Origin of the sequence: Siccirubricoccus phaeus, assembly GCF_008360935.1 — a bacterium.
Taxonomy (GTDB): domain Bacteria; phylum Pseudomonadota; class Alphaproteobacteria; order Acetobacterales; family Acetobacteraceae; genus Siccirubricoccus; species Siccirubricoccus phaeus.
The window spans coordinates 59878-77967 of the sequence record NZ_SRXO01000027.1 but is presented as its reverse complement, the minus strand read 5'-3'; the positions used below and the strand labels follow the sequence as shown (position 1 = coordinate 77967).

Below are 18090 nucleotides of genomic sequence, written 5' to 3'. Positions count from 1 at the left end.
AAAAAGCCTTGCTTCGCCCGAGGCCGGGCTTTGCGGTGTCATCGATCAGAAATCCACGAGGAGCTGCACGCGGTCGCCACGGAAGCGCGTCAGCGCGTATTCGACCGGGATGCCGCTTGCCGCCTCGACGTTGAGGGTCTTCACCCGCAGCACCGGCTGCCGGTTGCCGATGCAGAGCAGCCGGGCATCGTTGCCGCGCGGCGCGATGGAGCTGATGACGCTGCTCTCCCGCCGCAGCTTCAGCCCGTGATGCATCTCCAGCCAGGCATGCAGGGAGCCGCCGGCATAGCCGTTGGCCTGCTTGGAAAGCCGGGCCCGCGGCAGGAAATGGGTGATGAGGCAGAAGGGGCGCTCGTCCACCAGGCGCAGCGTCTCGAAGCGGAGCACGGGAGCCCCCTCTTCGACACGCAGCATGCGCGCCACGCCACCGCTCGCCACCTCCCGTCCGGCTTCCAGCAGCCGTGTGCCGGTGCTGTGGCCGAGCTCCGTCAGCGTCGAGGTGAAGCGGGTGCCGGGCTGCAGTGGATACTCGATGCCGGTGTCGAGCACGTAGCTGCCCACGCCCTTCCGGCGCTCCAGCACGCCGTCCTGGATCAGCTCCGCGATCGCACGGCGCAGCGTGTGGCGGTTGACGCCGAAACGCTCCGTCAGCGCCCCCTCGGAGGGCAGGAGCTGCCCTGGCCGATAGGAGGCGCGGATCTCGTCGCCGATCTGCTGCGCGAGCTGCATGTAGAGCGGCAGCCCGCGTCCCATGATGCCGGCGCTCATCGCGGCTCCTCCGCCTGGGCGACGACGGGAGCAGCTCGGCCGTCCAGCCTGATCTCCGCCTGCGGCAGCAGGGCGAGCCCCGCCTCCGAGGTGGCGAGCGCCAGCCGGCGCAGCAGCCGCTGCACCTCACCGAGCGAAAGGGCGCCGGGAAGGTCCGGCGGCGGGGCGGGCAGCAGGATGGCGGCGAACCACATGCCCAGCGCCAGCCACGCCCCCAGCAGCGCCGCTCTCAGCATCGGCCGCATGGTCAGCGTGGCAGCAGCGCGTTCACCTGCTCGACGGAGCGGGCGAGCGCCTGTTCCGGCGTGGCGCGCCGTGCGACCACGGATTCCATCGCGGCATAGACCGCGTCGATGGCCTTCAGGCTGTTCGGCCCGGGGAAGCCAAGCCAGCCCGTGGCGCGCGGCAACTGCGAGAGGCTGGTGCGGGTGTTGCGGTTGCGCGCATAGTAGCTACCGAGCAGTTCCGGCGTGTCGATCGCGACCTGGCTGCAGGGCAGGTAGCCGATGTGGTTGACCATGATGGTCTGTCCGATCGGGCCGGTGGCGAAGCGGATGTACTTGTAGGCCGCCTGGCGCTTCTCCTCGCCGCGCGCGAAAAGCGTGGCCGCCGCGCCGCCCGAGACGATGCGCGCGTCGGGGCGCGGTACCGGGAAGGGCGCGGTGCGCAGCGTGAAGCGCTCGCCGATCTGCGCCGTCAGCGTGTTCAGGTTCGCCGAGGAGGTGAGGTGCATGCCGATGTTGCCGGCGATGAAGTCCTGCATCGCCTGCTCGGCGGAAGCGTCGGCCATGCCGCCGCGCACCACCATCTCCTGCAGGAGCTGGAAGGCCCGCAGCCCTTCGGGCGAGTTGAAGCCGACCTGCTTTCCGTCCTCGCTCAGCAGCTTGCCGCCATGGGAGAAGAGCAGCGCCTGGAACAGGTAGTTGCCCGTGGTCTGCCACTTGATGTCGATGCCCTTGACGGGCGCGCCCAGCGCCGTGATGCGCTCGGCCCAGGCCAGCGTGCCGGGCCAGTCGGTGGGCGGCGCCTCGGCGTCGAGGCCCGCGCGGCGCACCAGCTCCTCATTGTAGAAGGTGATGGGCGTCGAGAGGGCGAAGGGAATGGCATACTGCTTGCCGGCCAGATGGCCGGTCGAGAGCATGCCCGGGATGTAGCCGTCGCGGGCAAAGCCCTCGTCGGCGGCGATGTAGGGATCCAGCGGCACGGCCAGCCGGCGGTCCACGAAGAGGTGCAGCAGGTTGGTGCCGTTATAGACCACGTCCGGGATGGAATTGGTCACGGCGCCGCGCAGCACCGCACTTGCCGCTTCCTCATAGGCGCGGGCTGGCGCGAGCAGCCGGATGGCGATGTCCGGCTGGCGGCGCATGAATTCGCGGACGATGGTCTCGTGCGCCTCCTTGTACAGGCCGGGCTGGCTGTAGAGCACGGTGACTTCCGTGGCGGCGCGGGCCAGGCGCGGCGCGGCCAGGACGGCGCTGCCGAGCAGGATGGAACGGCGTTGCATGATCTTCTCCGATGAAATGGGTTCAGGACGAGCGGAGGCGGCTATTTCATGGCCACCAGGCCCTCGACGAAGCGGCGCTGGAGCAGCAGGAAGGCGGCCATCAGCGGCATGGCGATGATCAGGCTGCCGGCCATCAGGGCGCCGTATTCGGTGCCGGCCTCCTGGGTCTGGAAGAGCATCACGCCGAAGGGCGGCGTCGCGCGCTCGGCGGAGGTGACGACGATGGAGGGCCAGTAGAGGTCGTTCCAATGCGCGACGAGCGATATGATGGCGAAGGCGCCGAGGGTGGGCCGGGCCAGCGGCAGCAGCACGCGCACCAGCAGGTCGATCTCGCCGAGCCCGTCCAGCCGTGCGGCCTCGATCAGCTCGTCGGGCACGCGGCGGAAGAACTGGCGCATCAGGAAGATGCCGAGGGAGGAGACGACCCAGGGCACGACCAGCGCGGCGACGGTATCCATCAGGCCCGCCGTCGCGACCATGACGAAGAGCGGCGTGGCCAGCACCGGCGCCGGCACCATCAGCCCGAGCAGCACCGCGCCCCACAGCGCATCCCGGCCCGGAAAGCGCAGCTTGGCCAGCGCATAGCCGCAGGGCACCATGATCAGTACCTGGAAGAACAGGATCAGCGTGCAGACCAGCGCGCCGTTGCCGATGAAGCCGAAGAGCGGCGTGGCGCTCGTCGCCCGGGTATAATTGGCGGCGATGGCGCTCCAGCTCGGCAGCGTCAGCAGCTGGGCGCCGAGGATCGCGTCCTGCGCGCGGGTGGAAACGAGCAGCGCCCAGGCGACCGGCAGCAGCATCAGCAGGGCGGCCAGGATCAGCAGGCTGTGGCGCAGGAAGGCGGACCGGAGACGGATCATGCCGCGCCCCTCGTCCGGCCGAGCCGGAGCTGCAGCACGCCGAGCGTCAGGGTGAAAGCGAGGAAGAACACCGTGGCGGTGGCCGCCACATTGCTGCGGAAGAAGGAGAAGCCCTCCTGGTAGATGACGTAGAGCAGCACCCGGGTGGCGTTCCCGGGCCCGCCCTGGGTGAGCAGCGCCACGGTGTCGAAGACCATCACGGCATGGGCGGTGAGCACGACCAGCACGAACAGCCCGATCGAGGCGATGTGCGGCCCCGTCACCAGCCAGAAGCGGTCCCAGCCGCCGCCCATCCCGTCGAGCCGCGCGGCATCGTGCAGCTCGGCCGGCACCGAGGTGAGCGCCGCCAGGAAGAACACCATGGCGAAGCCGGTCTCGTGCCAGACGCCGATCAGTGCCAGCACCGGCAGGGCGGTGGCCTCGTCGCGCAGCCAGTTCACGCCGCCGAGGCCGAGCGCCGCCAACACCTGGTTCGCCATACCGAAGGATGGGTGCAGCAGCATCTGCCAGGCGATGGACATGGCCGCGAGCGTGGCGATGTAGGGCAGGAAGAAGATGGTCTGATAGATCATGCGGCCACGCCCGCAGCCCTGCAGCAGCAGCGCGAGCCCGAGGCCGAGGCCCAGCGCGCCGGGAACCACCATCAGGATATAGCGCGCGGTGACGAGCACGGAGGCCCGGAAATCCGGGTCCGCCAGCAGCGCGCGGAAATTCTCGAGCCCGACGAAAGCCGGTGGATCGCCGCCAAGCTGCCAGTCGGTGAAGGCGGTACCGAGGACCAGCAGCAACGGCAGCACCTGCAGCAGCAGCATGAGCAGCGCGGCCGGGCTGGCGAGCAGCAGGCCCATCCGGCGCTGGTCGCGGGTCTCAGGCATGGACGTATGCCGCCAGCGGCCGGCAGGGGTGGCTCATGCCCGCCGCGTCGAACAGCATCAGGGCCTCCGGCGCCGGCCGCAGCCAGGCGGTATCGCCGACCGCGAGGCCATGGCCGGAGCGCAGCCGCGCCGCCACGGGCCGGCCCTCGTATTCGGCGTGCAGGAAAGCGTCGGCGCCGTGGTCCTCCAGCCGCCGCACCGTGACCGGCAGGCCGGAGGCGGCCAGGGAAAGCCCCTCCGGCCGCCAGGCCAGGGTTACGCGCTGACCGGCCAGGGCCGGAGCCGCGAGCCCCAGCGGCAGCCCGCCCAGCGCCAGCGCGCCGTCGGGCCACGCCACGGCCTCGAAGCGGTTCAGCCGGGTGGCCCCGACGAACTCCGCAACGGCTAGGGAACTCGGGGTGCGGTAGATTTCCTGCGGCGTGCCGAACTGCGCGATCTCTCCCTTCAGCATCACCGCGATGCGGTCGGAGACGGCCATCGCCTCCGCCTGATCATGGGTGACGAAGAGGGTGGTGACGCCGAACTGGCGCTGGATCTGCGCGATCTCGTCGCGCGTCTGCAGCCGCAGCCGGGCGTCGAGGTTCGACAGCGGCTCATCCATCAGCAGCAGGGAGGACTGGCGAATGAGCGCGCGGCCGAGCGCCACGCGCTGGCGCTGGCCGCCGGAGAGCGAGCCGGGGCGGCGCCCCAGCAGAGGCCCGATCTCCAGCGTGCGGGCGAGCGCCTCCACCTGGCGATCAATCTCGGCGCCGATGCGCCGGGCGGCCGGGCTGAGGCCGAGGCGGCCCGCGAAGCGCTGCAGCCGCGTCAACCGCCGCACGCGCAGCGGCAGGGCGATGTTCTCGCGCGCCGTCATCTGCGGGTAGAGAGCGAAGCTCTGGAACACCATGGCCACGTCGCGCTCGCTGGCGGCGACACCGCGAAGCTCCCGTCCGCCCAGGCGGATGCTGCCGGCATCGGGCTGCTCCAGCCCGGCCACGATGCGCAGCAAGGTGGATTTCCCGCAGCCGGAAGGGCCGAGCAGGCTGACGAACTCTCCGGACCTGGCCCGGAGCGAGACGGACCGCAATACCTCCATCTCGCCGAAGCGTTTCGTCACGCCTTCGATCTCGAGCTGTGTCACACCGGGCTTGTCCCAACATGTCTACACAGGCTGTATCGCGTGGACTGAGGCAGGGCGATGACAGAGGGATTATGATTGCCGGTCACCAGCGGTGGCGGGGTGTCTTGCAGAATGCGTCGGCAAGCCCGTCCAGATGGAGTGTGCCGGCAAGGGCTGGACGGCATCGACCGACGCTTGCCCCGCCCGATTCTGCTCTCGGCGATGTCGATGCGAAGAGTGAAGGCCTTGAAGCGCTTGCGGGCGGACTTCGGCCCCGGGCAGGCGGAAAGTGCCATGGCGCTTGAGATCGCGATGCAGCGCCGAGCGCGTCGGGTGAGTGGGCTGCGGAGCGTGGAGGCAGTCGTCCAGTGGCGGAAGGGCGTGGCGGCGGAAGGCGACAACGGTCGCCTCATCCTCGGCTGAGAGCGTGATCGAGTGCGGCTCGGCCGGACCGATGCGCCGATCGGCGACGTCCCCTCGCGCCCGCTGCCTGGCGATCGTCCTGGGGTTGACGCCCTGGCATCGGGCGCGGGGTCCTACGCCCTCTTGACTACGCTGGACCGCGCGACGGACCGCCCCTGTCCTGCAGGCGCAGCCGCGAAGAACTGGCCCATAGTGCAGCCCGCCGAGGACCGGCCATCTCCATTCAACGGGCGCCGGCTTCGATAATTTCAGCAACGTCCTTCAGCGCCGGCATGGCCAGGCAAAGCTCCAGCAGGCGCTCGACGCGGTCGGCCTCGAGGCTACGCCGTGCCAGGCTGCGAAACTTGTCCACGAGCTGCGTGTCGGTCATGGGGTTGGTGGCGCTGCCGACGGCGTTCTCGGTGAAACGCTCGACCATGCGGCCATCCCGCAGGTGCAAGGTCACAACGGCCTGGTTATCGCGCAGCCCGGGGTCAGGCCGCGCCTCCGAGCGCTTCTGCAAACTGCTAACAGCTGGATCGGCAACGCAGGAATGCTCGCCTTCACTGATACCTGCTGCGCCACGTACCAGGGCGGCAGCCACCCAGTGGTAGAGGCTGACCTGGGCTGCCAACTCCGTCTCCGGAAGTTTCCGCCAGCAGAGATTCAGCGCATCGGGGTGGACGCGCAGCTCGACCCGCTCGATCGCCTCGCACATCACGCCATCCTCGTGCACGAGGGCCAGGCAGGCGTCGATGGCGGGATGGATGACGATGCCACAGGGATAGGGCTTGTAGGTGTTGTTCAGGACCTCGAAGCTGCACCCAAGATCATCCAGGATCGGCGCGGCATCATGCGCCCCGGTGAGCACCTGGAGCAGGCCGTTCCGCCCTTCGATGGCGCCTGGGCTGCAGGTAAAATCGGCCTGGGCCATATAGGCGGCGACCAGCCCGTCGCGCGCGGCAACGCCTGGCACGTAGGTGATGGCCATGCTGCCATGGACGGAACGCGTGCCGCAGGCCTGCGCGGCAGCCAGGCCGATGGCATGGGCGAGTTGCTCCGGACGCAGATGCAGCAAGCGGCCGACCGCCGCGGCGGCACCGATGCCGCCGGACAATCCGGTCATGTACCAGCCCTGGTTGGCCTTGCCCGCCGCGATGGCGCAGCTGACACGGCATTCCAGCTCCATCCCCACCATGAGGGCGGTAAGCAATTCGGGGCCGGAGACGGGCCGGCCCGCAGCCCGGAGCGCGTATGCCGTCGCGGCAAGGGCGGCGGCCACGGGCCCCGTGGGATGCGTGATGGTGGAGAGATGCGTGTCGTCGAAGGTGTAGGCTGAGGTGCTCATGCTGTTCAGCAGCGCGGCGTCGGCCATGCTGACGCGCTCCGGCCGCCCGAACACTGGCACCACGGCTTGGGGCGCCATGGCAAGCACGCCGCGAATGGCGGCGTGCATGATCGAGGTTGATGCGCCGCCTGTGGCGCAGGCGACGAAATTCAGCCAGGCCCGCACGGATTCGCGCCGAACGGCTTCCGGCAATGCTTCCCACCGCGCGCTGACGGCGAACTGAGCCATCCGTTGAGCGGCGGTTCCGGATGGGGGCTGCGTCATGTGCGGCTACCAGCAGCCGGGGCACAACAGCAGCCCTTCCGATGTGAGGCCCTGATACGGGTCATCCTGCTTCCTTGAACTGCGCGGTTCTGCCAGGCAGGCCGGTCATGGCTCGCAGCGGATCACAGGAGAGAATGTCCGTCAAACTCCGGATCGCATCGGCCATCGGCCATGGCCGCTTGTCCAGCGGCCGCTGCGTCGGTCAGTCCAGCGAGGCCCCTGACGCACGGACGATGGGCGCCCATTTCGCCGCTTCGGCGCGGATGAAATCACCGGTCTCGGCGGGTGAAAGGACGCGCTCCATCTCCACGCCAAGCTCCGCGAGCCTGCCACGGACCTCGGGAATGCGCAGGACGGCGCCGAGCTCGCGGTTGAGTCGCTCCACCACCTCCGGCGGCGTCCCGCGCGGCGCCATCACCACGGTCCAGGTATAGGCCTCGAAGCCGGCCAGCCCGGCCTCGGCGAATGTCGGTACATCCGGCAGGATCCCGGCGCGCCGCGCCGAAGCAACCGCCAGGGCGCGCAGAGCGCCGGCGCGCACCAGGGGGGCGGCGGCGGTGACCGGGTCGATCGCAAAGGTGATGTGTCCAGCCACCAGGTCGTTCAGCGCCGGCGCTTCGCCGCGATAGGGAACGTGCCGCACCGTGGTGCCGGTCATCTGCGCCAGCAATTCCGGCGCCAGGTGCATCGGGCTGCCAACCCCGGCCGAGCCATAGGCGTGGCGTTCGGGTTCGGCGCGCAGCAATGCGATGAAGGTCGCCAGGTCGCGTGCCTCCGACCGCGGATTCACCACCAGCACGCAAGGGGTCAGGCCGATCATCCCGACGGGCGCGAAATCCCCTTCGGAATCATAGGGCAGCGACTTGAAGAGGCTGGGGTTCGTCGCATGCGCCAGGGTGGTGGCCAGCAGGCTGTAGCCATCCGGTGCGGCCCGGGCCACGAAGGTCGTGCCGACGGTCACGCCGGCGCCGGGTCGGTTGTCGATCACGATCGGCTGGCCCAGGCGGGACGACAGGGCCTCGGCGGCGATGCGCGCAACCACGTCGGTCGTGCCACCTGCGGGGTACGGCACCGTCAGGCGGACAGGGCGCGCCGGATAGGCCGCGGGCTGGGCGCGGGCCGCGAAGGGTGCTGCGAGCAGGGCGGCGGCGAAGGCCATTCGACGCGAAAGGTATATTTCACCGGCTACCATGCGGGTCCTCCTCCCTATCCTTTGCCGGCCAAAGGGCGTGCGCCAGGGCAAGGCCCGCTCTCCGGCAGCATCGTCCCCGGCGGCAGCAGGCAAAGCTGACCGAAAGGCACCTTCGGCATCCGAACTTACCCGTATATGGAACGAGCCGGATGCGCGCAATCTGGCCGCCCTTCAGACATCGGGTCTTGAACCTCCTTGCAGATCGGCGAAGCTGGTCCAGCCGACCTGTCCCGGCTAGCCTGGAGGCAATGATGGCTGCCTTCGGTACCAGGGGCCAATCCGGGAGGGACGCATGCAGCTTGCGAACAAGGCGGCGGTCATCGGCGTCGGTGACACCGACTACACACGCGATGCCGGTGGGCGCAGCGCGCTCTCGCTGCAGCTCGAGGCTGCGCTCAAAGCGATTTCGGATGCCGGCATTCAGGCCCGGGATATCGACGGCATCGTCATGCCTTCGCCCGGCGGCCCGGTCGTCGCCGAGGAGCTGGTCACCAATCTCGGCATTCCCGATCTTCGCTTCTCCACCGGCACGCCGCTCGGCGGCGCGGGGCCGGTGGCCGCGCTGCAATGCGCGGCCGCTGCCGTTGCCGCGGGCATCTGCTCGCATGTGCTGCTGACGCTCGGACGGACCGGCCGGACCGGACAGAGGATCGGCGCCCGCATCCAGCAGATGCCGCAATTCCGCATCGTGGGCGAGTTCGAGGCCCCGAGCGGCGCCCTGGCCCCGGCGCAATACTACGCGCCGATGGCCCGGCGCCACATGGCGATGTTCGGCACCACAAGCCGGCAGTTGGCGGAGATCGCCGTCACCACGCGGCAGCATGCCATCCTCAACGGCAATGCCCGGATGACGACGCCGCTGAGCATCGAAGACCATCAGGCCTCGCGCATGATCGCCGACCCGTTGCGGCTGTTCGACTGCAGCCTCGAGAGCGATGGCGCCGCCGCGGTGGTCGTCAGCGCTGCCGACCGGGCCCGCGACCTCCGCCGGCCGCGGGTCCTGCTCGCCGGCATGGCCGAAGGGCATCCGGATTCGCCAAGCGCCATCACCCAGCGCGCCGACATGACGCGCCTGGGCCTCGCCAAGGCAGCGCCACGCGCCTTCGCCATGGCAGGTGTCACGCCGGCCGATATCGACGTGGCCGAAATCTACGACTGCTTCACCTACATCGTCCTCTGCCAGCTCGAGGATCTCGGCTTCTGCGGCAAGGGCGAAGGCGGCGCCTTCGTCGAGGGCGGCGCGCTTGGACTCAAGGGACGGCTGCCGGTGAACACGCATGGTGGGCTGCTCTCCCAGGCCCATATTGCCGGGATGAACCACGTGGTGGAGCTCGTCCGCCAATTGCGCGGCGAGGCTGGCCGGGCGCAGGTGCCGGATGCCGAGGTGGGTCTCGTCACCGGCTATGGCGACCTCGGCGACGGGACGCTCGCCATCATGACGCGAGGCTGACAGCGATGAGCCAGACGATGCCGGGCAAGCCCATGCCCGACCCGAGCCCTGACACCCAGCCCTATTGGGACGGGCTGGCCCAGGGCCGGCTGATGCTGCAACGCTGCGCCGATTGCGGCCGCATCCGCCACTATCCGCAGCCCATGTGTGCCGCCTGCCATTCCATGGCGACGGATTGGGTCGAGGCCTCGGGCGAGGCCACGGTGCATAGCTGGACCGTGGCCCATCACCCTTTCCATGCGGCGTTCCGGGCGGATCTCCCCTATGTGCTGGTGACGGCCGATCTGCCGGAAGGCGTGCGGCTGCTCGCGCAATTGCGGGATGCCGAGGCGGAGGCGCTGCGTCCGGGCCTGAAGCTGCGGATCGGCTTCGAGCAGAACGAGGCGGGGCTGACCCTGCCGGTGCTGCGCCCGGCTACTCCAGGGTGATGTTCGCCTCGCGGATGACGCGGCCCCAGATGGCGGTTTCCCGTCGCAGGTAGTCGCGCAGCTCCTGCGGCCCGCCGGGCAGCAGCGAGACGCCGCGTGCGGCCAGGCTCGCGCGGAATTCCGCATCCGCCTTCACCGCCTGCAAGGCTTCCGCCAGGCGCCGGACCACCGGTTCCGGCGTTGCGGCGGGGGCGAACAGGGCCTGCCAGTACACCGCCTCATAGCCCGGCAGCAGCTCGGCAATGGCAGGCACATCCGGCAATTGGTCCAGCCGCTGGGCGGTGGTGGTGGCAAGGGCGCGGAGCGAGCCATCCCGCAGTTGCGACGCGACGTCGGCCGGGGTGGCGAGGAAGGCGGCAACCCGCCCGGCCCGCAATTCGATCAGCGCCGGCGCGCCGCCGCGGAAGGGGATGTGCTCCAGCGCGATGCCGGCCGAGCGGTTGAGCAGCTCGAGTGCCAGGTGGTTGACCGCGCCGACGCCGGAGCTGGCGAAATTGACCTGCCCCGGATGCGCCTTGGCGTAGGCGATGAACCCGGCGAGGTCGCGCGCCGGAAAGTCGTCGCGCACCACCAGCAGGAAGGCGCTCATATAGGCGAGGCCGATCGGGGCGAGCTCCCGCTCCGGATCGCGTGGCGGCAGTTGCGGCAGCGCGGTCGGGTTCGTCGCCAGGCTGTTGGAGCCCATGAGCAGGGTCGTGCCGTCGGGCCGGGATTGCAGCACATAGGCGGAGGCGACCGAGGTTCCCGCGCCGGGCCGGTTGTCGATGACGATGGTCTGCCCGAGTTCCTGGCCGAGGCGCTGGCCGAGCGCCCGCGTCATGATGTCCGAGAGGGCGCCGGGCGGGAAGGGGACGACGATGGTGATGGGGCGGTCCGGCACGCCGCCCGCTGTCTGGGCGCCGGCCCGCGCGGCGACGCCCGGCGCAAGCAGGGAGGACAGGAGAAGGTCGCGGCGATGCATCACGCATCCTCCCTGGCGGCGGTCTCCGCCGCGGCTTGCAGCCGGGCTTCCAGCAGGTGCCGCTGGACCTTGCCGCTGGTGCTGCGCGGGAACTGCGCTTCCGGCAGGAAGCGCACCGCCTTCGGCACCTTGTAGCCGGCGATCCGGCCGCGGCAGAGCGCCAGCACCTCGGCCTCCGTCAGGTCGGGCTCGCGCGGCGCGACGAAGGCGACGGGCACCTCGCCCCAGCGCGGATCGGGGCGGCGCACCACCACGGCTTCGGCTACGCGCGGCGAGGCGAGCAGCACCTGCTCGATCTCCGCCGGGTAGATGTTCTCGCCGCCCGATTTGATCAGGTACTTGCGGCGGTCGACGAAATCGTAGGTGCCGTCCGGATTGCGCCGCAGCACGTCGCCCATGTGGTACCAGCCGGAGCGGAAGGCTTCCGCATTCGCCGCCGGGTCGCCCCAATAGCCGCTGAACAGGCTGGGACCGCGGAAGGCGGCCTCGCCCGGCTCGCCATCCGGCACGTCCCGCCCTTCGGGGTCCACCAACCGGACCAGGCAGTAGGAGCTCTGCAGCTTGGAGAGGCGCTCCGGCGCCGTGCCGATGGGAATGCGGCCGCGGCTGAAGGGTGCGGGGCCGGTCTCGGTGGAGCCGAAGGAGTTGCGGAAGGGCGCCTGCAGCAGGGTGGTGATCTCGGCGATCTCGTGCCGCGGCACGAGGTCCGCCATGGCGCCGCAAAGGCCGAGCGGCTGCAGCCGGCGCGGCGCGCGCCGCAATTCCTCGATCATGCGGGCGAACATGCCGGGCATCAGCGACAGCCAGCCGATCGGCTCCCGCTCCAGCAGAGCCGCGATGGCGGGAGGATCGAAGCTCTCCAGCACCACCACCTTGGCGCCATGCATCAGCGCGGCGAGGGTGCTGTCCGTCGCCCCCATATGGAACAGCGGCGTCCAGGCCACGAAGGTGCGATCCGGGAAGAAGCTGCCATCGATGCGGGCGATCATGCTGCGCGCAATCATCGCGCGGTGGCTGATGACCGCCGCCTTCGGCAACCCCGTCGTACCGCTGGTATAGAGGATGAGCAGGCCATCCTCCGGCTCGGCCAGGTCCGGCACCTCGCCGGGCGGCGCGGCGCGGAGCAGCGCTTCATACTCCTCGCCGAGCTGCAGCACCGAGGGCACGCCATGATCGATGGCGGCGAGGCGGCCCGCCTGACGCTCGGAGGCGATCAGGAGACGCGGCGCGACAAGGCGCACGCAATGCTGCAATTCGGGATCCGCCTGCCGCCAGTTCTGGCAGGCCAGGATCGCGCCGAGCGTCGCCGCTGCGAGCTGCAGCTCGGGGTATTCAGGGCGGTTCTCCGAGAGCAGGGCGATCCGGTCGCCGCGGCCAACGCCCCGCGCCGCCAGCGCTCGCGCCAGGCGGCCAACACGCTCGCCAAGTGCGGCGTAGCTCAGTCTGCGGCCATTGCCCTCAAGGGCGATGCTGCTGCCGTTGCGCAGGGCTTGCTGCCGGAACAGGGCACCGACCGTCAGGCCGGCACCCGGTGCGGCGGCCTGCGACAGGGCCTGACCGCAACTCGCCTGCGCATCCGCCATGCGACATTTCCTCCATTCGGCCGAGTGACGGCTCCTTGGCATCAGCCTAGCAGCCCTGCGCAGGGGAGAAAGCCGCTTTCATGACCGTCGGTGCAGAACCGGCTTCGATGGCGCCTGGATTCCTGGGATGTCAGGAGGGAAGATGGGAGCAGGATCGGGCGCGAGCGGCGGCGCCGTCCGATGCGTCGCGGCGTGGCGGACCGCGGGGCATGCCGACGCGGCGACCGCCCCCAGCGGTTCTGCGCCCGGCTATTTCAATTCGCTGGCGCGGAGCAGCGTCTCCCAGCGCTGCACCTCCGCCGCCAGATAGGCTTCGCTCTCACCCACGCCAAGACCAAGCACGCGGTCGGCCCCAAGCTCCGCGAAGCGGCTGCGCAGCGCCGGGTCGGCGAGCACCTGCGCGATCGCCGACTGCACCGCCTCGCGCAGCTCCCGGGGCGTCGCGGCCGGCGCCATCACCGCCTGCCAGACGGTCATCTCCGCATCGATGCCGGATTCCCGGAGCGTCGGTACCTCCGGCGCAGCGGGGCTGCGTGCCGCCGAGGTGACGGCGAAGGCCCGCGCCAAGCCGCTGCGCGCGGTCTGGAAGGAGGTGACGCCGACATCGAACAGCATCGCGATGCGCCCCGCCGCAAGGTCGAGCTGCGCCGGTCCGCCGCCCCGATACGGCACTTCGGTCATGTTCAGGCCGGTGGCGCGCAGGAACAGCACCGCCCCCATCCGCAGGGTGCCGCCCCCGCCGGTGCTGCCATAGGCGAAGCGGCCCGGCGCCGCGCGCACGGCCTCGACGAAGCCGCGCAGATCGGCGGCCGGGAAGGCATTGGCGACGAGCATCACCATCGGCGATTCGGCAAGCACCGAGATGGCCGTCACGCCGGTGTGCGGGTCGATGCTGGCATTGGGCACGAAGACCCGCAGCCCGGCATGGGCGGTGTTGACCAGCAGCAAGGTGTGGCCATCGGGCGCAGCGCGGGCAACGGTCTCAAGGCCGATCATGCCGGCGGCACCGGAGCGATTCTCGACCACCACCGGATGTGGCAGCCGCGCCGTCAGGCCTTCCGCCAGCAGCCGTGCCACCAGGTCGTTCGACCCGCCGGCAGCGGCGCCGACGATCATGCGCACCGGTCGTTCAGGGTAGGCGGAAGCGGCGTCCGGCCAGGCAACCAGCGCAAGAACGAGCCATGTCAGCCGGAACAGGCAGTTGAGATGCTTCTTCATTGTAGCGGCGTCTCCCCGCGCGCAGCCTCCGTGCGTGCAGCACCTACTGTCAACCCCTGCGCTCAGGCAGGTTGCCAGACTTGACCGATCGGCAGTTCGTCGCAAGCATGACGCGAACGATGCACCGGCTGGCTACGCCTTTCACGACGTCGGCTCACTGCCGACGGTCGCCGGAAAGGCGGCATTCAACCGGCATCCAAGACTCCACGGGGTGGAAACCAATCTCATGCTGCTGACCCGCCGGCAATTCCTGGCCTCGACCGGAGCCATGCCCGCCTTCCTGTATTCGGGGGCTCGAGCCCAGTCAGGCGCCGCTGCGCCGACCATCAAGATCTGCGTAATGAGCGATCAGTCGGGGCCCTACAGCAGCACCAGCGGCCCGGTCTCCGTCGCCTGCGTCCGCCAGGCGGTGGAGGATTTCAACCCGCCCTCGCATGGCTTCAATGTCGAGATCCTGACCGGCGACCATCAGAACCGGGCGGATATCGGGGCCAACCTGACCCGGCAGTGGTTCGACCGGGATGGCGCCGATGTCGTCATGGACGTGTCGAACAGCGCGGTTGCCCTCGCCGTCCAGAACGTCGCGCGGGAGAAGGACAGGATTCACCTGAATTCCGCCGCGGCGACCGCTGACCTCACCGGCAAGGCCTGTACGCCGAACGGCGTGCACTGGACCTATGATTCCTGGATGCTGGCAGCCAGCACCGGCGGCGCCCTGGTGCGCAGTGGCGGCGACAGCTGGTTCTTCATCGTGGCCAATTTCGCTTTCGGCCATGCCCTCGAGCGGGATACGGGAGAGGCGGTGCGCCGCGCCGGCGGCAAGGTGCTGGGCCGGGTGGCGCATCCCGCACCGGGAACATCCGACTTCTCCTCCTTCCTGCTGCAGGCGCAGGCGAGTCGTGCCAAGGTCATCGGCCTGGCCAATGGCGGCGACGACACCGTCAACGTCATCAAGCAGGCGGCGGAATTCGGCATTACCCGCTCCGGCCAGAAGCTCGCCGCGCTGCTGATGTTCGTCAGCGATGTGCACGCCATAGGCCTGCCCACCGCGCAGGGCCTGCTGCTGACCGAGAGCTTCTACTGGGATCTCAATGATCGCACCCGGGCCTTCACCAGCCGCGTACTGCAGAAGACCGGCGGCATCCACCCGAACATGAATCAGGCCGGCTGCTACTCCGCTGCAACGCATTATCTGAAGACGGTCGCGGCCATGGGACCGGCCGCGGCGAAGCAGAGCGGCGCCGCGACTGTCGCCCGCATGAAGGCCCTGCCGACGGATGACGACGCCTTCGGCCCAGGCGCGATACGCCCGGACGGCCGCAAGCTCCATGACGTGCATCTCTTCCGGGTGAAGTCGCCAGAGGCAAGCCGTGGCCCGTGGGACTACTACGAGCGCATCAGCACCACGCCGGCAGACCAGGCTTTCCGCCCCTTGCAGGAGGGTGGCTGCCCGCTCATTCACAGCTAGTGTGCTGCCCGCGAAGTTCGCTGGATTTCCGGCGAACGGAGCGGACAAGCACGCCACTGAAACAACGGCCAGCGACCTGAGGACGGCGTCCGCAGGCTTCGGAAGCAGGGCACTGGAGCCCTTTCGCGCAAGCCGGGGGTAGCTTGAGTTGGCGAGTGGCAACAACGGCCGACCGCAGTGTCCGGTCCGCCCGCATCGGCGTAGCGCAAGCCCGTTCAGCGGGAGAGGGCGAAGAGCGAAATCCGGGGAAAGGCGATGAGCAACCCCACGATAACAAGCTCCATGAGCACGAAGGGGATGCAGCCGTAGAAGACATCCTTCAGGTCGGCATCTGGTGCCATGCTCTTTGCCACGAAGGCATTGAGTTCGACTGGCGATGGCGGTCACGGCATCAGCACTCCCGACCATCGGCCGGTTGAATGGCGTGCGCCCCGCACCGGTTCTCTGGATTGTCGACTGTTGACAGGCTGGTCGGCAATCAAGATGCTTCTCACAAGCAACCGAACGCAACAAGCGCCTCGTTCAGGGGCCGACATGGCTGGAGGAGCGACATGAAGAGCTGGTGCTCGCTCAGCGCCGGCGGGCGGCGACTGCGCAGCGGACAGCACACGACGGGGCGCCAGCCGTGGCTGCGGCGCCTGCGAGCGCGCCTGCGGCAGCTCGCCACCAGGTGCAGCTCCGGCCGGCCGGCACCGTTGGTCCGTTCCAGCCAACATCGCATGCGCGTCCATCGGTCCAGCCAATGGGAGGCGATCCAAGATGGCACAACTCGAAGCGGTATCTGAACGCCGGAAGCCTGCATCGGCCGCCCAGATCGACGTGGCGATCGTCGGCGGCGGCCTTGCCGGGCTTTACGCCCTGCATCGGCTGCGTGGCCTCGGCCTCACGGCCCGCGTCTACGAGGCCGGCAGCGGCGTCGGTGGCACCTGGTTCTGGAACCGCTACCCCGGCGCGCGCTGCGACATCGAGAGCCTCGAATACTCCTACTCCTTTTCCGAGGAGTTGCAGAACGACTGGACCTGGCCGGAGCGCTACGCCACGCAGCCGGCGATCCTCGAATACATCAACCATGTCGCCGATCGCTTCGACCTGCGCCGCGACATTCAACTGAACACGCGCATCGCGTCGGCGAGCTATGCCCGTGCCACCCATCGCTGGACACTCGAGACGCGGGAGGGCGAGCGCATCACCGCGCGCTTCTGCGTCATGGCAACGGGCAACCTCTCCACGCCCCGCGTGCCGGATTTCAAGGGGCTCGAGACCTTCCAGGGCCAATGGTACCATAGCGGGCTCTGGCCGCATGACGGTGTGGACTTCACCGGCCAGCGCGTGGGTGTCATCGGCACGGGCTCGACCGCCATCCAGATGATTCCGCTCATCGCGCAGCAGGCGCAGCACCTGTTCGTCTTCCAGCGTACCGCCAATTTCAGCCTGCCGGCGCGCAATGCACCGATGGACCCCGAGAGGGAACGCCGGCACAAGGCGCGCTATGCGCAGCGCGTCAGGGAGGCCCGGGAGACCGGCTTCGGCGTGCCTGGCTACCCAATCCCCACCCAATCGGCGCTGGCGGTGTCCGAGGAGGAGCGGCGCCGGAAGTACGAGGAGCTCTGGGAGGCGGGTGGCACCATCGGCTTCCTGAACTGTTACAACGACTTCCTGGTCGATGAGAAGGCAAACGAGACGGCAGCCGGGTTCGTGCGGGAGAAGATCCGCAGCATCGTGCGGGATCCGGCGGTGGCGGAGCTGCTGGCCCCGAAAGACCATCCGATCGGGTCCAAGAGGCTTTGCGCCGACACCAACTACTATGAGACCTACAACCGCGACAACGTCACCCTGGTCGATGTGAAGAGCGCGCCGATCGAGGAGATCACGCCGCGGGGCCTGCGCACGGCCGGGCAGGAATACGAACTCGACGCCATCGCCTTCGCCATCGGCTTCGACGCCATGACGGGCGCCCTGCGGGAGATCGACATCCGGGTCGAGGGCGGCGAGGCGCTGGCGGAGAAATGGCTGGCGGGGCCGCGCACCTATCTCGGCCTGATGGTCGCGGGCTTCCCGAACATGTTCGTCATCACCGGCCCCGGCAGCCCGGGCGTGAAGAGCCAGATGATCCATTCCATCGAGCAGCATGTGGACTGGATCGCCGATTGCCTCGCGCATCTGCAGACGAAAGGGCTTGCCTTCATCGAGCCGGAGCAGGATGCCGAGGATCGCTGGGTAAGCCATGTGAACGAGGTCGCGGACGCGACCCTCTATCCGCGTGCGAATTCCTGGTATGTCGGCGCCAATATCCCGGGCAAGCCGCGCGTCTTCATGCCCTATGTCGGCGGCGTGGCCGCGTATCGCCGGAAGTGTGATGAGATCGCCGCGCAGGGCTACAAGGGATTCCTGCTGGGGCGCTGACTGCGCCAGCCTGCGGGCATCTTGCCGGCGACAATTGCTGCTGCATGCACGCGCGTTGCTGCAGGCACGGCGCCGCTGGGCACGGGACGCTGCGCAGCCCTTGCCGCAGCGAGAAATTCAGCGCTACCATAACATAAAATACAAGGAACGTCCTGCCGGTGTACGACAACCTAGCCGAAGCGCGCTCTACGCCCTGTCCTCCCCGCTTGCGTCGCACAGTCGCTGCCGTGCTCGGAGGGCATTATGCCGAACATTCACCGCGGC

Annotated in this window: 17 protein-coding genes; 5 read left to right on the top strand and 12 right to left on the bottom strand. The window is 69.2% G+C overall.

Annotation, left to right across the window (positions count from 1 at the left end; genetic code table 11):
• Positions 1–45: 45 nt before the first annotated feature.
• From phnF to E5N76_RS25990, 6 genes are read right to left on the bottom strand one after another with little or no spacing between them, the layout of a single operon-like run.
• Positions 46–768, bottom strand: coding sequence for a phosphonate metabolism transcriptional regulator PhnF (gene phnF / locus E5N76_RS26015; protein WP_149540684.1), 723 nt, complete (start codon positions 766–768; stop codon positions 46–48).
• The gene (locus E5N76_RS26010) at positions 765–1013 is read right to left on the bottom strand and encodes a hypothetical protein (RefSeq protein WP_149540682.1); all 249 of its coding nucleotides are present in this window, start codon (positions 1011–1013) and stop codon (positions 765–767) included. The genes phnF and E5N76_RS26010 overlap by 4 nt, the downstream gene beginning before the upstream one ends.
• Positions 1014–1015: 2 nt before the next feature.
• Positions 1016–2272, bottom strand: a complete 1257-nt coding sequence (locus tag E5N76_RS26005; RefSeq protein WP_149540680.1) for an ABC transporter substrate-binding protein — start codon at positions 2270–2272, stop codon at positions 1016–1018.
• 41 nt (positions 2273–2313) lie between these two features.
• Positions 2314–3132: a carbohydrate ABC transporter permease gene (locus E5N76_RS26000; protein ID WP_149540678.1), complete on the bottom strand. Its 819-nt coding sequence runs from the start codon at positions 3130–3132 to the stop codon at positions 2314–2316.
• Positions 3129–4007 (bottom strand): carbohydrate ABC transporter permease, encoded by an 879-nt coding sequence (locus E5N76_RS25995; RefSeq protein WP_149540676.1) that lies wholly within the window; start codon positions 4005–4007, stop codon positions 3129–3131. Before E5N76_RS25995 ends, E5N76_RS26000 begins: the two co-directional genes overlap by 4 nt.
• Complete coding sequence (locus E5N76_RS25990; protein WP_187830415.1) at positions 4000–5130, bottom strand: ABC transporter ATP-binding protein; 1131 nt, start codon at positions 5128–5130, stop codon at positions 4000–4002. Before E5N76_RS25990 ends, E5N76_RS25995 begins: the two co-directional genes overlap by 8 nt.
• 273 nt (positions 5131–5403) lie before the next feature.
• Between E5N76_RS25990 and E5N76_RS31180 the strand changes: the two genes are divergently transcribed.
• Positions 5404–5532: a hypothetical protein gene (locus E5N76_RS31180; RefSeq protein WP_268921330.1), complete on the top strand. Its 129-nt coding sequence runs from the start codon at positions 5404–5406 to the stop codon at positions 5530–5532.
• A 223-nt stretch (positions 5533–5755) separates the two neighbouring features.
• Here E5N76_RS31180 and E5N76_RS25980 read toward each other — a convergent pair whose 3' ends face one another.
• A complete protein-coding gene (locus E5N76_RS25980; RefSeq protein WP_187830414.1) occupies positions 5756–7087 on the bottom strand; it encodes an MmgE/PrpD family protein in 1332 nt (443 codons plus the stop codon).
• A gap of 238 nt (positions 7088–7325) precedes the next feature.
• Entirely contained in the window at positions 7326–8282 is a 957-nt protein-coding gene (locus tag E5N76_RS25975; RefSeq protein WP_187830413.1) for a tripartite tricarboxylate transporter substrate binding protein, read from the bottom strand.
• Positions 8283–8607: 325 nt separating this feature from the next.
• Between E5N76_RS25975 and E5N76_RS25970 the strand changes: the two genes are divergently transcribed.
• Both E5N76_RS25970 and E5N76_RS25965 read left to right on the top strand, forming a co-directional pair.
• The gene (locus tag E5N76_RS25970; protein WP_149540668.1) at positions 8608–9765 is read left to right on the top strand and encodes a thiolase C-terminal domain-containing protein; all 1158 of its coding nucleotides are present in this window, start codon (positions 8608–8610) and stop codon (positions 9763–9765) included.
• 5 nt (positions 9766–9770) lie between these two features.
• A complete protein-coding gene (locus tag E5N76_RS25965) occupies positions 9771–10193 on the top strand; it encodes a Zn-ribbon domain-containing OB-fold protein (protein WP_149540666.1) in 423 nt (140 codons plus the stop codon).
• Here E5N76_RS25965 and E5N76_RS25960 read toward each other — a convergent pair.
• From E5N76_RS25960 to E5N76_RS25950, 3 genes are all read right to left on the bottom strand, one after another.
• Positions 10180–11154, bottom strand: a complete 975-nt coding sequence (locus E5N76_RS25960) for a Bug family tripartite tricarboxylate transporter substrate binding protein (protein WP_149540664.1) — start codon at positions 11152–11154, stop codon at positions 10180–10182. The two genes, E5N76_RS25965 and E5N76_RS25960, sit on opposite strands and share 14 nt — an antisense overlap.
• Positions 11154–12737 (bottom strand): class I adenylate-forming enzyme family protein, encoded by a 1584-nt coding sequence (locus E5N76_RS25955; protein ID WP_149540662.1) that lies wholly within the window; start codon positions 12735–12737, stop codon positions 11154–11156. The genes E5N76_RS25960 and E5N76_RS25955 overlap by 1 nt, the downstream gene beginning before the upstream one ends.
• 249 nt (positions 12738–12986) lie before the next feature.
• A complete protein-coding gene (locus E5N76_RS25950) occupies positions 12987–13955 on the bottom strand; it encodes a Bug family tripartite tricarboxylate transporter substrate binding protein (RefSeq protein WP_149540660.1) in 969 nt (322 codons plus the stop codon).
• Positions 13956–13989: 34 nt separating this feature from the next.
• Between E5N76_RS25950 and E5N76_RS25945 the strand changes: the two genes are divergently transcribed.
• Entirely contained in the window at positions 13990–15423 is a 1434-nt protein-coding gene (locus E5N76_RS25945) for an ABC transporter substrate-binding protein (RefSeq protein WP_235907890.1), read from the top strand.
• Positions 15424–15638: 215 nt separating this feature from the next.
• Here the strand turns inward: E5N76_RS25945 and E5N76_RS29875 are convergent, their stop codons facing one another.
• Positions 15639–15776: a hypothetical protein gene (locus E5N76_RS29875; protein ID WP_187830412.1), complete on the bottom strand. Its 138-nt coding sequence runs from the start codon at positions 15774–15776 to the stop codon at positions 15639–15641.
• A 406-nt stretch (positions 15777–16182) separates the two neighbouring features.
• On the opposite strand from E5N76_RS29875, the gene E5N76_RS25940 reads away from it, so the two are divergent.
• On the top strand, positions 16183–17826 hold the full coding sequence (locus tag E5N76_RS25940) for a flavin-containing monooxygenase (RefSeq protein WP_149540658.1): 1644 nt from the start codon (positions 16183–16185) through the stop codon (positions 17824–17826).
• Positions 17827–18090: the final 264 nt, after the last annotated feature.

What these genes read in the sequence shown, in the direction of transcription:
- phnF (WP_149540684.1), bottom strand. Translation starts at nt 768, where the DNA reads ATGAGCGCCGGCATCATGGGACGCGGGCTGCCGCTCTACATGCAGCTC.
- E5N76_RS31180 (WP_268921330.1), top strand. Translation starts at nt 5,404, where the DNA reads ATGGCGCTTGAGATCGCGATGCAGCGCCGAGCGCGTCGGGTGAGTGGG.
- E5N76_RS26000 (WP_149540678.1), bottom strand. Translation starts at nt 3,132, where the DNA reads ATGATCCGTCTCCGGTCCGCCTTCCTGCGCCACAGCCTGCTGATCCTG.
- E5N76_RS25975 (WP_187830413.1), bottom strand. Translation starts at nt 8,282, where the DNA reads ATGGCCTTCGCCGCCGCCCTGCTCGCAGCACCCTTCGCGGCCCGCGCC.
- E5N76_RS26005 (WP_149540680.1), bottom strand. Translation starts at nt 2,272, where the DNA reads ATGCAACGCCGTTCCATCCTGCTCGGCAGCGCCGTCCTGGCCGCGCCG.
- E5N76_RS25955 (WP_149540662.1), bottom strand. Translation starts at nt 12,737, where the DNA reads ATGGCGGATGCGCAGGCGAGTTGCGGTCAGGCCCTGTCGCAGGCCGCC.
- E5N76_RS25940 (WP_149540658.1), top strand. Translation starts at nt 16,183, where the DNA reads ATGGCACAACTCGAAGCGGTATCTGAACGCCGGAAGCCTGCATCGGCC.
- E5N76_RS25965 (WP_149540666.1), top strand. Translation starts at nt 9,771, where the DNA reads ATGAGCCAGACGATGCCGGGCAAGCCCATGCCCGACCCGAGCCCTGAC.
- E5N76_RS25980 (WP_187830414.1), bottom strand. Translation starts at nt 7,087, where the DNA reads ATGGCTCAGTTCGCCGTCAGCGCGCGGTGGGAAGCATTGCCGGAAGCC.
- E5N76_RS25960 (WP_149540664.1), bottom strand. Translation starts at nt 11,154, where the DNA reads ATGCATCGCCGCGACCTTCTCCTGTCCTCCCTGCTTGCGCCGGGCGTC.
- E5N76_RS25995 (WP_149540676.1), bottom strand. Translation starts at nt 4,007, where the DNA reads ATGCCTGAGACCCGCGACCAGCGCCGGATGGGCCTGCTGCTCGCCAGC.
- E5N76_RS26010 (WP_149540682.1), bottom strand. Translation starts at nt 1,013, where the DNA reads ATGCGGCCGATGCTGAGAGCGGCGCTGCTGGGGGCGTGGCTGGCGCTG.
- E5N76_RS25950 (WP_149540660.1), bottom strand. Translation starts at nt 13,955, where the DNA reads ATGAAGAAGCATCTCAACTGCCTGTTCCGGCTGACATGGCTCGTTCTT.
- E5N76_RS25970 (WP_149540668.1), top strand. Translation starts at nt 8,608, where the DNA reads ATGCAGCTTGCGAACAAGGCGGCGGTCATCGGCGTCGGTGACACCGAC.